Raw genomic sequence first — 13,974 nt, forward strand, 5'->3', positions numbered from 1 at the left:
CGAGTAGTACCCGAGTAGTCTTTACGTTTATATCCGCGTGTATAGTGCAGATAAGCGGAGTTACTCCGTATACCTGGTAGTTATGTAGTATTTGAATCATGAAAGAAGTAGACTTCAAAGAGAACATAAACTGTATCAAAGAAACCGCCCCAGGTAGTTATAGGATAGTGCTTGACTTTGCTACTACAGGAATTCTCAAGTACTTAATTCGGGATAGCCATAAGTATGTTTGGGTACATAACCATACAACAGGAAGTGGATTTCAATGGCAGAAGTTTAATCTACCAATTAAAGAAGAAGTGCAGAATCTAAATGTTCTTGCCAAAGGACTGAAGTTTGACTTCATTCTGCCGACCGAAGAATTTAAGCCCTTAATGCCTGGTTGGAAAGGTGGAATTGAATTCATACAGTTAAACCAGCTGTCGCCAGCTTACTTAGACTTGGATAATATCAAAGGAAACAGAAGGTATGAATTGCTGAAAAGTGAGTGTGACTATCTTTTTGAAGTGGTCATTCCATCGGCTACTGATTACGGAACATTGGTAAGTCCAGACAGGGATTATCTTCAGTCGTTACTTGATAATCCAGAAATCGGCTGGGACAACCTGCCATAGATGAAAAACACTACATAACCCAGCACATAAGCCAAGCTTCGGCTATACCTTGCTCGCCTTATGTACAAGCCGTTGGCAGCATTAAGAATGATAGAGAAAATAGAAAGTTCTTATACTAAGCCGTGGATTTTTGAAAATGGTGGTGAACAGATGTTTTCACCTGACCGGCAATATAGAATGGAATATGGTACTTTAATTGAAATTGTCCAAGGTAGCCCACTAGCAGGGAAATGTTACTTAGTTGATAATTCTTGCGGAAAGCATTTAATAAATGACCTGTGTGGCGGGCCTCCTATTTGGAATGCAGAAGGAAACAAAGTAGCCATACCAGTTTGGAAACGAACATTACTAATAGGAACTATTCAAAAAATCTTGATAATTGATATAGATAATCAGGAGTGTATCTTATTCAAAAAGAAATTTAGAGAAATTGACTTCAAATCCTTTAATAAAAACATCATATATGGCATTGATAGTCCGGTTCACAAAATCGATGAAATTCATTTTGACCTGAATAAAGAAGAAGTTCAAGAAAGGAATAAAATTAAAAATTACTTAAACCAACAAAACCTATAGCGCACTAAAACACGCCATAGCCAAGCCGTTATGCGTAACTTATTATCACCCATTCATAAATTAATATGAGAAAATATCTTTCCTGTCTCTTATTGATCCTTGTATCCTATGCATGCAATGCCCAACTAGAAAACAAAATTATTCTGGGCACCATCGACAGCATTGACTCCAAAATCCTGCAGGAAAAAAGGAAGATTTGGGTGTATGTCCCTAACTCCGCTTCCGGCGGATTGTACGCCCAAGCAAAGTACCCTGTTGTTTACCTCTTGGATGGTGATGCTCATTTCTACTCGGTAGTTGGTATGGTCCAGCAACTCAGTTCTGTCAACGGCAACATGATTTGCCCGGAAATGATTGTCGTGGGCATTCCCAATACTGATAGAACCCGCGACTTAACACCTTCGCATGTTGACATTGATCCGTTAATGAACGACAGCAATGCCGTTAGAACCTCGGGCGGAGGCGAACAGTTTGCTTCTTTCCTGGAAAAGGAATTGATGCCCTACATTGAGAAAACCTACTCAACTTTACCTTACCGTACGTTGATCGGTCACTCCCTTGGTGGGTTAACCGTTACAAACCTATTTTTAAATCACAAAGATCTATTTAATGCCTACATAGCAATTGACCCCAGCATGTGGTGGGACAACCAGAAACTGCTTTCAAAAGCTGGTGGTCTGCTCGCCCAGCAGGACTACAAAGGCAAAAAGCTCTTTTTAGGAATTGCTAATACCATGAAACCGGGAATGGACACTGTAAAAGTCAAACGAGATACCACAATCCCAACCAAGCATATTCGTTCCATTCTGACCCTGAATAAGCTGGTACAGAAAAATAAACGGAACGGTTTGACTTATGGCTACAAGTATTACAAGGGCGACTCACATGGATCTGTACCCTTAATTGCTACCTATGATGCGTTACACTTCATATTTAAGTTTTATGATTTTCGGTTCAAAGATGAAGACTACTTAAAATTCTCCAAAAACACCATTACTAAAGTCGAAGATCATTATAAAGAAGTATCTAAGCAGTTTGGCTTTACGGTTCCGGTACCGGAAATGATGATAAATCAACTGGGTTATATGGCCCTGTCTCAAAAGAAAATGGAGGAAGCAGAATACCTGTTCCAATCAAATGTCCGCAACTATCCGGTAAGTTTTAATGTGCATGATTCACTCGGAGACTTTTATGCTGCCAAGGGTGAAAAAGCAAGAGTAATCGAAAATTATCAAAAAGCCTTGACTATCAAAAAATTCAATGAAACTAGAAGTAAATTAGAGAAACTGTTAAAATAATTGAAGCCGAATTGGAGGGTAAGAATAGATGATTTTAGCCAGGTTTTAATTATTATAAAAGTTGAATTATTAATAAATTACAGTAACAGGGTTTCCAAACGTCAATTTATTAAACAGGAAATAAGAAACCATGACTTATTAGAAAAGACAGATAAATTTTTCGATGATTATTTTAACAACGAGAAATCATCCATTTAAGGTTTGCCAACCGTTCAATATTTAGCTAAGCTCGTAAATTTATCGCCCAGCCATTTAAGTGATATGTAACGTTCTTTGTCTGGCCAGAATGCCCAACAGCATATTTATAATAAACTTATAGATAGAGTTAAAATAATATTGTTAACTTCCGAATTTGCTGAAAGTGAAATTACCTATGAACTGGGTTTTGAACATTCGCAATTGTTTAACAAGTTGTTCAAGGCAAAAATAAACTTGACTCACTTAGAATTCAGACAATCCTTTAACTAATAAAAAGCAATCATATAAATACCACCATCCCTAGCAGCAGATTTAGTAAATAGGACGGTGCGGTGCTCCGCAAACCCGTTTAGGGATATTTAAATTTGCTTCTCGCCTCCACATTTGTTGTGAAAGTCGTCACCTTCGCCAAGCTGCAAACTGCTAGCAGCAATTTCTTTCCGTCAGTAAATAGAAACAATGAAAATTTAAATTGTTATTTACTTTTTATTAACCAACCATCGGGAATACAGTCAGCATTATATGGAATTTCATTTACTAAGCCTTTAAAATTATGAAACGAAATAAATTTCTTGCAGCACTACTTGCTTTGGCAACCGTGCCCTATTATGGATTTTCACAACTTCAGAAAAAGCTAACAAGAAATGATAAAGGTTTTAAGATTTCGGCTGGTGAAGGAAGAATTCATGGGCATATTAAATTAAAAGGTGTAAACTCAAACATTCTTGATGTTAAAATATCAGGAAGTGATACCAATAATGACCTGGCCTTATTTGAACAAACCTCTCTCTCACAAGGCAAGGGAACGCCTCTACATATTCATCATTTCCAGGACGAAATATTTTATGTTATAGAAAGCTCCTATAAATTTCAGGTTGGGAGCAACCAGTATGATTTAACTATGGGCGATAGCATATTTTTACCACGAAAAGTTGCTCATGCCTGGACACAAGTATCGGAAAAGGGAAAAATGAGTGTAATATTGCAACCCGCTGGGAGATTAGAAAATTTCTTTGTTACTATGGCTGCTTTAAACCATGAACCAAGTCAACAGGAAATAGCCAAGATTTTTGCAGATAATGAAATGCAGGTAGTGGGACCTCCTATGAAACTAAATTAATCTCATTGAACAACTTTACCTACTAGCAGTTTTATAAAATTGTAATTTAAATTTATGGGTTGGTTCTGAAATTATTAAACCTGGTCAGCTATTATCGCAACTTACATTAATAAAAGCCTTAACCGGCTTAAAGGAATAAAATTGAATTAAAACCGTTAAAAGTTTAAAGGTGTTTTAACAAATAAATACCTCATTAGAATAATTAAACATTTGGAAAGCGTAGCAGTAATTGGGGGGGGTAGTTGGGCCACTGCCTTAGTAAAAATTATTTCTGAAAATAAAATACCGGTGAATTGGTGGTTCCGGCACACAGCTGATGTGGAACACTTGCAAACGTACCGGCACAATGCCCGCTATTTAAGTGGCGTTACCTTTGATTTAATTTACGTAAAACCATCTACTGATATGGTAGCCGTTATAGAGCAGGCAACCTGGGTAATATTGGCCGTTCCAGCCGCTTTCGTCGAATCGGTTTTACAGAAATTGCCTTCCCGTATTTTTGCAAATAAGTTTCTGGTATCGGCCATTAAAGGTATGATTCCGGATAAAAATTGTTTGGTAACCGAATATTTAGAAAATAATTTTCAGGTTCCTTTAGCTCATCAATGCGTGATTGCCGGCCCTTGCCACGCCGAAGAAGTGGCACTGGAAAAACAATCTTACTTAAGTATAGGGGCAACCAATATAGCATTGGCCGAAAGATTCTGTGCTTTGTTACGCAACCGGTACGTGCGCGCTACTCCCGTAGAAGATATTTACGGCATTGAATACTGCGCAGTCATGAAAAATATTATTGCCTTAGCTTGTGGCATTGCGCACGGTTTAAATTACGGCGATAACTTTCAGGCGGTAATGGTTTCTAATGCCATGCTGGAAATTGAAGCTTTTTTGCAGGCCATGCATCCTGGTCCGCGTCAATTAAGTGGTTCGGCTTACCTCGGCGATTTATTAGTAACCGCTTATTCTCAATTTAGCCGAAACCGTACTTTTGGTAACATGATTGGCCGCGGCTACTCGGTTAAGTCGGCTCAGGTAGAAATGAACATGATTGCCGAAGGCTACTACGCGGTGAAGATTATTCACGAATTAAATAAAAAGCTTAAAGTAAACATGCCCATAACTTCGGCGGCTTATAATATTTTGTACGAGCGCATTTCACCCCCCGTGGAGATTGCTATATTAAAAGAGAAGTTTAATTAACGTGCGTTCGGGAGAATAAAAGAATATGTAGTTATTCTGTTTTAAGTACGTTATCGTGTAAGGATCTAATCAATTACTTACTTGGAAAATCCTTACAGGATGACTTTAATGGACAAGAAAAACGTGAAAAGCGAATGTAATCTTTCTTGCTAGTACCTTATTTATTCTTAGTGTAGATTAATACTTATCTCGAACGCACGCTAATTACTAAATTTTACTTTTATTCATACTGAAGAAGCACATACCCAATCTTTCCGGCCGCTTGGTTTTCGCCTTTTACGCTTATGCCCACTCGGGGAGCCCGATCCCAACGAGGCAGAAAAGCACCATCCAGTGGTTCTTTACCCATTGAACCTGATTTACCGTTTTTGTTCTTCCAGCTAAATTGATAAGACTTCCCCTGCCGGCTAGATAAAGTTAAGGTTATAGGTGAGTTTTTACCTGGTACCGAGAGCTTTTGTAGTACCTCCCGGCGCCCGTCTTTTACTTGCCACAGTTCCAGGGAATCCTGGTTAATACCGAACCCCAGAGCATTTTTACTATCGCCGTAAATACAAACGCTTTGCAGTACCTTATTTTGAGGCTGGAATTCCGCGGTAAAAGCATAGGTACCATTTTTAACCACTAACCCTAAAAAATTACCGGCTGGTAGCGAGACCATACTCGTTGGCAATTGCAAATACCCATTTTGCAGACTGAATTCAGGAGCAGGCTGGCTTACATCCCACACCCAGGAAAGTGGCTTTTCTCCTTTTTCAAATTTAGCCGATACGTTCAGGTTTTGCTTCTGAGCTATTGTAAATGGAGCCGCAGCCTGTGCGGGTGTCGTATCTCCGTACCGAAAAGTTGGCCAATCAGTTTTACTATCCCAAATGAGTTCGCCGAGTACTCCCTCGCGGCCGGTAAAAGTAAAACCAGAACTTTTATAAGCATGATGCAAGTAAAAATAACGGTTATCGGGGGTAGTTACTACGGTGCCGTGACCGGGGCATTTCCAGTTCTCTCCGCTTTTTAGCACGGGATTACCCGCGTACTTTTCCCAGGGACCTTGCAATTTCTCGGCCCGCGCTAAACCTACCTGGTAATTACAATCAGGCCCACAGCAAGCATTTCCCGAATACGTCATGTAAAAATAGCGCCCTCGTTTAAATATTGCTTGTCCTTCTGCCCCGCCTGCTTCCCAGTTATTGGGATCGGCTTGCAGTAAGGTAAATACCTCCCCGTTTACTTTTAATCCATCGGGGGTTAATTCCCGGCCCAGAATCTGGGTGGCTTTGCCTTTGTCTAGTCCGTATGCCTTCCAGGTAATGAAAAGTTTACCCGCATCCTCCAGCACAAAAGCATCAATAGCCTCGTTCGTCCATTCTAGTAAACAACCATGGTCAGTAAATCCCTTTTTTAAATCCCGGGTAGTGGCTACTCCAATGTAAGAGCGTTGGTCAGATTTGCGGCGAGCCGTATAATACACGTAAAAAGTGCCATTTCGGTGATAAAGCTCCGGAGCCCAAAAACTGCCCATAGTCCAGGATGGAAGCTGATTAAAAACAGGTCCTACATATTGCCAGTTAATTAAATCATTGGAAGTATAAATTGGATAAGCCGGGGCCCATTCCGAAGATGTACCTGCCGCGTAAAAAATATCACCCACCCTTATCACAGAAGGATCCGCAAAATCGCCGGCAATAACCGGATTTTTATAAGTGATGGCAGAACCAGTTTGGGCAAAACAGGTAATAGAAAGTAAACTTAAAAGCAGGGTAATTAAATAATGTTTCATATTCAAAATGTGTTTCCTATTTAATCAGGCATAAGTATAATGCAACCTAAATAAAGCTAAGTAAAGAGACATAAGTATAAAGATGTTAGATGTTAGTTAATATATAATTGAATATCAAAGTTATATGACCTCCTTCAAACATCCGGTACAGTAAACTAATCTTGCCTCGTTACTTATTTTGTAGTACTAAACTATTATATTTTTAGTGTAGCAAAGTCTTATATCACTCTTCAAAATTTTTTATCGGCCCTTTATCTATTTTAATAATGTAGAAAATTTCTGCTGGTTATTACTTGTTCGTTGTTTAACAATTAATTAAGCTCTAAAATCCGTAAGACAACGCACAAGATAGGCTCTAAATTAATTTAACCGTAATTTTTAGTAAATTCTGTCTTATGACAAATAACGTATTTATCCTTTCCTGAATAAAGATTGAGTGGTGTACTTTCTTATCTATGAAGCTATTTAGCGTTTTAGAAGTTTATCCCTATCGGCTTATTTCCGCAATAATTAATTAATACCTGCCCTTATAAGGGCAAAGTTTTTTACTTTTTTTATAAATGCTAATCAGCTTCTAAATGAATTAGGTAAATTATTACCGTTATTGCTGGAGCAATTCCTTTTTAATGAAAAAGATTACCATACTTGTTCAACTGCTTTTATCTTTTATAATTCCGGGGTGTGGACAAACTGCTTTCGATAAGCAACTAAACATATTGTATAAAAAAACGGTACCTCTTATCCAGCCGGCACAATTAGCTACGGAATTAAAGAATAATCAAAACATAATTTTGCTGGATACCCGCTCACCGGCCGAATTTGCGGTAAGTCATTTACCCGCAGCGCAGTTCGTAAATTATGATGAGTTCTCGCTGGCGCAGGTAAAACACCTTGCATTCGATACCCCCATTGTGGTTTATTGTTCCGTAGGTGTGCGGAGCGAGAAAATTGGTGAGAAATTACTTCGGGCAGGTTATAAAAACGTCCGGAACTTATACGGTGGCATATTTGAATGGAAAAATAAAGGTATGATAGTAGTAAAACCGGATAATACTCCCACCGACAGTGTCCATACCTACAACCATTATTGGGCAATCTGGTTAAAAAAAGGCATTAAAGTTTATGAATAAAAAATTACTCCTCATTTTTGTTAAAAATGAAGTGTTCGGAAAAGTTAAGACCAGATTAGCAGCTAGCATTGGCGAAGAAAAAGCACTGCAAGTGTACAAGGTACTTCTGAAACGCACTTACGAAATAACGCTTCCCTTACCTGTAACCAAAGCTGTTTATTATTCCGATTTCATTCAGGAAGATAATTGGAGCCCGCCCTTTTACGACAATTACGTTCAATCGGGTCAGGATTTAGGCGAACGCATGCAACACGCCTTTGAACAAGCTTTTACTGCGGGCTACGAACAAGTGTGCATTATTGGCAGCGATTGCTACGAATTAACCGAAGAAATAATTTTACAAGCCTTCGATAAACTGGAAAGAAACGATGTGGTAATTGGACCGGCCCAGGACGGCGGTTACTATTTATTAGGTATGAAAGTGTTAAACGAATCTTTTTTTAAAGGTAAAAAGTGGAGTACCGATTCGGTATTACCCGACACGTTAAATAACATAAAAGCCGCCGGACAAACCGTAGCCCTCTTGCCGGAACTTACCGATGTGGACGAAGAAAAAGATTTAATTACAATTCGTGAGCATAATTTTTAACGAATAGCGGTACTTTAGACTTTGTTTTAGTAAACACCAGACTATATTAGGAGCCTATAATATTAGTAAAATTGATTTTACCTCGGGTAAAAAGAAGCTTTTACAGTTAATTTTAAAATAAAATGTTATGATGCTTTACAATAGAACAATATTGATAACAAACATAAAGTATTGAAAGCCAGCAATTAAAAAAAAATAAATTTACTAAAATATTGAATCTATACTTTATTTAGACAGTAAGCACTTTAAAATCTAAAATTTTATAATAAAAATTTAAATAAATTTGTAAATGTTTAAATAATTTATTTATATTTAAATCCTTTACATTTCCAGCGACCTATATTAAACCTCATTATATATTTTTATTAACTACTGCTACCTTCTACACTTAATACTCTTGAGGAGGAAGAGGTAAAATGGGAAAGGTCAGAAATATTTTACAAAAAAAAGGGAATAAAATTTATTCCATTGACCCCAACAGAACTGTTTTCGATGGACTTGAGCTCATGATGGAAAAGAATCTGAGCGCCCTTTTAGTCATAGAAAACAGTAAGTTTATTGGAATTTTTACTGAACGGGACTATGCCCGCAAAGTTATCCTGAAAGGAAAAGCTTCAAAAGAAACGCTGATCCGGGAGGTAATGAGCGAGCATCCGGTTACGGTAAACTCTGATGCCACCGTTGAAGATTGCATGAAGCTTATGACAGACCGACAATTCCGGCATTTACCCGTGGTAGATAGCAACGAATTAGTAGGTATTGTTTCTATTGGTGACCTCGTAAAGTTCATTATCGAAGAACAAAGAATCATTATTGAGGATCTGGAGCATTACATAACCGGCCATTAATTCCTACTTTTCCGGTTAGTGAGTATTTGACGTTGATGCGGTAACTACCAAAATCAAACGATTCTCGGGAGGGAATCTGTTTTGAATTCAACTACTGAAAGCACTCCCCTACTTTGGCCACTTTTATTTTACAGCGCTATCGTTTTTAGCCTCGTAGGCGTTATTTTAACCGTCTCCCATTTTCTAGGAGGGCGGCATAAAGAACGCGCTACCGGCGAACCATACGAAGGCGGTATTGTGAGTACCGGCTCGGCCCGATTGCGCTTTTCGGCTCAATTTTACTTAATCGCTATGCTCTTCGTCATTTTTGATGTCGAAACAATATTTATTGTATCGTGGGCAATAGCTTTTAAGGATTTAGGGTGGTACGGGTATATGGGGGTGCTGGTATTTGTACTCTTACTGGTGGTGGTTTTAATCTACGAGTGGCGCAACGGAGCCCTGGACTTTGGCCCGGATGGCAAGAAAATTCTGCAGGCTTACCGAAAAATATCTCCTAAAAATAAGGCTCATGAAATGGTGGTTAAGTAAACCGGAGACTCCCGCCAATACGGTAAAAGGCACCGGTTCTTTCGAGGAATCTGTGCAGCAAAGCATTATGCTGAGTTCCGTGCAGAGTTTAATAGCCTGGGGCCGCAAAAATTCTATGTGGCCGTTCCATTTCGGGCTTTCCTGCTGCTTCGTAGAAATGGCTACCAGCATGACTCCTAAATACGACTTGGCCCGATTCGGCGCGGAGGTAATCCGGGGTACTCCTCGCGAAGCTGATGTAATGATTATTGCCGGTACTGTATTTATTAAAATGGCGCCTATTATTAAACGCTTGCACGAGCAAATGATGGAACCGCGTTGGGTTATATCCATGGGTTCTTGTGCCAATTCCGGCGGTATGTACGATATATACAGTGTTGTACAAGGTGTAGACAAATTTTTACCCGTGGATTTATACGTGCCTGGCTGCCCACCCCGACCGGACGCCTTTATGGAAGGATTAGTATTATTATCCGAGTCGGTGGGAAAAGAAAAAAGACCCTTAAGCTGGACCGTTGGCGAACAAGGTATAATCCGGCCCGAGAAAATTGATGTAAAAGCCCGCAAGCTCGAAAGAAGACAACAAATGACTACTTTCCGGTCACCGGATGAGGTTTAGATTTTAAATGTGGCGCTCAGTTTACAATCAGTTTTAATAATTAAAAGCATTTGTATCCTAAAAATTATTTATGGAAAAACATTCTGTAAGCCCAAATTTCGGTACCCGATTCAGTCAAGTTGGTTTGGTGGTAAAGGATATCCAGGCGGCTGAAAAGATTTTTCAGGAAGTTTTAGGTGTGTCTGACTTTGCAAAAATGGAAAACATTCGCGCGGAGGATACAGAAGGCACTTATCTCGGGCAACCAGGCAATTTTGTTTTTCATTTATATATGGGTTATTCAGGTGATAGTATGCTGGAGCTAATACAACCCGTTTCTGGTCAAAGTATCTACCAAGATTACCTTGAAAAACATCCGGAAGGGGGCGTACAACATATAGCTTTTTCGGTGTTGGAAGAAGAATTTGATAAAACAGTTTCGGAACTGAGCAACAAAGGCTATTCTATAATCCAAGATTTAACACTTCCAGTGGCAAAAGTGGCCTATTTTGATACCTATAAAGAAATAGGTGTAGCAACCGAAATTATTGGTGTAACTAAAGCCGGATTAGAATTTGTAAATCAATTAAAAAGTAAAGTGAACGCTGATTTATTATCCGAGCAAATCATTTCCCTGAGGACTTACATAAAATATAAAGGTTATTACTTGCAAACAGGAACATAAAGTGTTTTAGATATATGAAGTGATCTTTCTTCAACATTAGCATTTATTTTTTTAAGCATTTTTCAAAAAATAAACACCACCCGATACTAAGTTTCATGAGGTATTAGCATAAGGCACAAGGCAACACCCGCAACAAAGGGTAATTTTTACATATATGGAAAGCAGCCGCGATACATTGGAGTTATTGCAGTCGAAGTTCGGGGAAAAAACTTTTACCCGGCAAACGACGAAGGATGACATACTCACTCTCTGGATACCCGTTAACCAGATCCACGCCATACTCCATTATTTAAAGATTGAAATTGAGCAGCCTTTCCTTTTTCTTTATGATTTAACTGCCGTTGATGAACGCACGCGCAACCGCAGTACCAACCATGTGCCGCACGCCGATTTTACCATTGTTTACCATCTTTTCTCTTTCGCCCGCAACAGTTTTGTCCGTTTAAAAGTCGGTTTATTTGGCGAATATCCTTCGGTTCCAAGCATTACTCATTTATGGGTAAATGCCAACTGGTACGAACGGGAAGTATTTGACTTATTCGGCATTAAGTTCGAAGGACATCCGCATCTCACCCGTATTCTCATGCCCCGCACCTGGGAAGGGCATCCTCTCCGGAAAGAACATCCCGCCCGGGCAACCGAAATGGGTCCTTTTCGCTTATGGAACGAAAAACAAGATCGCGAACAAGCTGCCCTGCAATTTAACCCGGAAGAATGGGGCTTAAAACGTCAAAGCGACGATAGCGATTTCATGTTTATGAATATCGGGCCCCAGCACCCGGGAACCCACGGCGTGTTGCGCATAATACTACAACTCGACGGAGAAGATATTGTGGATGCCGTACCGGAAATTGGTTTTCACCACCGGGGTGCCGAAAAAATGGGCGAACGCCAATCGTGGCATACCTATATTCCTTATACGGATAGGGTTGATTACCTGGGCGGTGTGATGAACAACCTGGCCTATTTACTAGCAGTCGAGAAACTAGCCGGTATCGAAGTACCGGAACGGGTAAAAGTAATTCGGATAATGATGTGTGAGTTTTTCCGGATTGCCAGTCATTTAGTTTGGTATGGTACTTTCGCCCAAGATTTAGGTCAGTTATCGCCGGTATTTTACATGTTTTCGGACCGGGAAAAGGTTTTTGAAATTGTGGAAGCCGTTTGCGGCGGTCGCATGCATCCTAACTGGTTCCGGATTGGAGGAGTATCGCAGGATTTGCCCCTAGGTTGGGAAAAACTGGTTCAGGATTTCCTGAATTATTTTCCAAAACGGTTGAAAGAATACGATAAAATGGTGCTACGCAATAGCTTGTTTAAAGCCCGCACTATTGGCATTGGTATATTTACTTTAGATGAAGCTATAGAATGGGGCATAACGGGTGCTAACCTGCGCGCCTGTGGTTTAGAATGGGATTTCCGGAAAAAACAACCTTACTCCGGCTACGAGCAATTCGATTTTGAAGTACCCATTGGTAATAACGGTGATTGCTACGACCGGGCATTGGTTCGGGTAGAAGAAATGCGGCAAAGCTTACGCATTATTGACCAATGCCTGAAAAACATGCCCGCTGGACCGTACAAAGCCGACCACCCACTAACCACGCCGCCCATAAAAAAACATACCATGCAGGACATTGAAACCCTCATCACGCATTTTTTAAATGTGAGCTGGGGCCCTGTTATTCCGGCCGGCGAAGCCATGAGCTGCATAGAAGCTACCAAAGGAGCCAACAGTTATTACCTTACCAGCGATGGTAATACCTCGCCTTACAGAGTACGCATCCGGACTCCCTCCTTCCCGCACATGCAAATGCTGCCTTATATCAGCCGGGGCTATACCGTAGCCGATTTGCTTTCCATATTAGGTGCCATGGATTATGTACTGGCGGATATTGACCGGTGAATTGTAGAATGTTTAAAGGTGTGAGTTTAGAATGAGCAAATAAAAATTAGGAACAGAAGTAAGTTAAAAATAAAAACCAACCACCCCTGCTCCTCCAAAGTTTAGGAGGGGAGCTTTCATAAAGTGCTGCAATAATTTAAATATTAACCACTCATTTCTAATTTATAATATCTAATTCATAATTTTTAAAGAAGCATGTTAACTGCCGAGGAAATTCAGGAGATAGAGCATGAAATAAGCTTGGTTCCGTATAAAAAAGCGGCTTGTATCGAAGCCCTTAAGGTAGTACAAAACCACCGGGGCTGGGTTTCGGACGAGAACTTAAAAGATACTGCAACTATGCTCGAAATGACCCCGCATGAACTGGACAGCGTGGCTACTTTTTACAACTTAATCTTCCGGAAACCTGTGGGCCAGCATGTTATTTTATTATGCGATAGTATCAGTTGTTGGGTAATGGGCTACGAAAACCTCCGAAAGGACCTGATGCAAAAACTGGAAATAAAATACGGCGAAACTACCCCGGATAACCGATTTACCCTGCTGCCCAATGTTTGCCTGGGTACCTGCGACCACGCCCCTGCCCTGATGGTAGACGGGGATTTGTACCAGGATGTCACACCCGAAAAGTTAGATGAAATTCTGAGTAAGTACAAGTGAATTGCGGGTTGTTTTTGTTAGAAAGTATTAAAGTTGGATAGTTGGGAGGTTAAAATTTAATGGATAGAAAATATTTATAGTAAGAGAGTACATTTATCAGAACACCTATAAACGGGAATGAATAAAAAGTATTTGGTTAGGTATTACAAGATAAGCAGTAACTAAGCGCAACTAACACCAGTTTGGCTGTGGAGGGCCTTCTAAGGTTGTGGTGCCGAGGTACGAGGCATTGTGAGGCACGAAC

Annotated in this window: 14 protein-coding genes; 13 read left to right on the forward strand and 1 reads right to left on the reverse strand. The window is 39.9% G+C overall.

All coding sequences use genetic code 11. The features are described 5' to 3' along the window. The first annotated feature begins 98 nt into the window (after positions 1 to 98). The 5 genes from HUW48_RS11845 (at position 99) to HUW48_RS11865 (ending at position 5,006) form a co-directional block, all read left to right on the forward strand. On the forward strand, positions 99 to 614 hold the full coding sequence (locus HUW48_RS11845; RefSeq protein ID WP_182415868.1) for a hypothetical protein: 516 nt from the start codon (positions 99 to 101) through the stop codon (positions 612 to 614). Between the two features lie 60 nt (positions 615 to 674). Beyond that, positions 675 to 1,190, forward strand: coding sequence for a hypothetical protein (locus tag HUW48_RS11850; RefSeq protein ID WP_182415869.1), 516 nt, complete (start codon positions 675 to 677; stop codon positions 1,188 to 1,190). Between the two features lie 65 nt (positions 1,191 to 1,255). After that, complete coding sequence (locus HUW48_RS11855; RefSeq protein ID WP_182415870.1) at positions 1,256 to 2,488, forward strand: alpha/beta hydrolase-fold protein; 1,233 nt, start codon at positions 1,256 to 1,258, stop codon at positions 2,486 to 2,488. Between the two features lie 751 nt (positions 2,489 to 3,239). After that, positions 3,240 to 3,806, forward strand: a complete 567-nt coding sequence (locus HUW48_RS11860; RefSeq protein WP_182415871.1) for a cupin domain-containing protein — start codon at positions 3,240 to 3,242, stop codon at positions 3,804 to 3,806. Between the two features lie 210 nt (positions 3,807 to 4,016). Next, positions 4,017 to 5,006, forward strand: coding sequence for an NAD(P)H-dependent glycerol-3-phosphate dehydrogenase (locus HUW48_RS11865; RefSeq protein ID WP_246343845.1), 990 nt, complete (start codon positions 4,017 to 4,019; stop codon positions 5,004 to 5,006). A 220-nt stretch (positions 5,007 to 5,226) separates the two neighbouring features. Here the strand turns inward: HUW48_RS11865 and HUW48_RS11870 are convergent, their stop codons facing one another. Continuing rightward, complete coding sequence (locus HUW48_RS11870; RefSeq protein ID WP_182415872.1) at positions 5,227 to 6,783, reverse strand: glycoside hydrolase family 43 protein; 1,557 nt, start codon at positions 6,781 to 6,783, stop codon at positions 5,227 to 5,229. A gap of 626 nt (positions 6,784 to 7,409) precedes the next feature. Between HUW48_RS11870 and HUW48_RS11875 the strand changes: the two genes are divergently transcribed. The 8 genes from HUW48_RS11875 (at position 7,410) to nuoE (ending at position 13,730) form a co-directional block, all read left to right on the forward strand. Then, positions 7,410 to 7,913 carry a rhodanese-like domain-containing protein gene (locus HUW48_RS11875; protein ID WP_182415873.1) on the forward strand — a complete coding sequence of 168 codons (504 nt, stop codon included), beginning with the start codon at positions 7,410 to 7,412 and terminating at the stop codon, positions 7,911 to 7,913. Continuing rightward, complete coding sequence (locus tag HUW48_RS11880; protein ID WP_182415874.1) at positions 7,906 to 8,502, forward strand: TIGR04282 family arsenosugar biosynthesis glycosyltransferase; 597 nt, start codon at positions 7,906 to 7,908, stop codon at positions 8,500 to 8,502. Before HUW48_RS11875 ends, HUW48_RS11880 begins: the two co-directional genes overlap by 8 nt. A gap of 416 nt (positions 8,503 to 8,918) precedes the next feature. After that, entirely contained in the window at positions 8,919 to 9,350 is a 432-nt protein-coding gene (locus HUW48_RS11885; RefSeq protein WP_182415875.1) for a CBS domain-containing protein, read from the forward strand. An 81-nt stretch (positions 9,351 to 9,431) separates the two neighbouring features. Next, positions 9,432 to 9,881, forward strand: coding sequence for an NADH-quinone oxidoreductase subunit A (locus HUW48_RS11890; protein ID WP_182415876.1), 450 nt, complete (start codon positions 9,432 to 9,434; stop codon positions 9,879 to 9,881). Beyond that, positions 9,862 to 10,500, forward strand: a complete 639-nt coding sequence (locus HUW48_RS11895) for an NADH-quinone oxidoreductase subunit B (RefSeq protein WP_182415877.1) — start codon at positions 9,862 to 9,864, stop codon at positions 10,498 to 10,500. The genes HUW48_RS11890 and HUW48_RS11895 overlap by 20 nt, the downstream gene beginning before the upstream one ends. A 70-nt stretch (positions 10,501 to 10,570) precedes the next feature. Beyond that, a complete protein-coding gene (locus HUW48_RS11900) occupies positions 10,571 to 11,164 on the forward strand; it encodes a VOC family protein (RefSeq protein ID WP_182415878.1) in 594 nt (197 codons plus the stop codon). A 154-nt stretch (positions 11,165 to 11,318) separates the two neighbouring features. Next, on the forward strand, positions 11,319 to 13,070 hold the full coding sequence (gene nuoC, locus HUW48_RS11905; RefSeq protein WP_182415879.1) for an NADH-quinone oxidoreductase subunit C/D: 1,752 nt from the start codon (positions 11,319 to 11,321) through the stop codon (positions 13,068 to 13,070). A gap of 195 nt (positions 13,071 to 13,265) precedes the next feature. Next, positions 13,266 to 13,730 (forward strand): NADH-quinone oxidoreductase subunit NuoE, encoded by a 465-nt coding sequence (gene nuoE, locus HUW48_RS11910; RefSeq protein ID WP_182415880.1) that lies wholly within the window; start codon positions 13,266 to 13,268, stop codon positions 13,728 to 13,730. Positions 13,731 to 13,974 lie beyond the last annotated feature (244 nt).

Origin of the sequence: Adhaeribacter radiodurans, from assembly GCF_014075995.1 — a bacterium.
Classification (GTDB): domain Bacteria; phylum Bacteroidota; class Bacteroidia; order Cytophagales; family Hymenobacteraceae; genus Adhaeribacter; species Adhaeribacter radiodurans.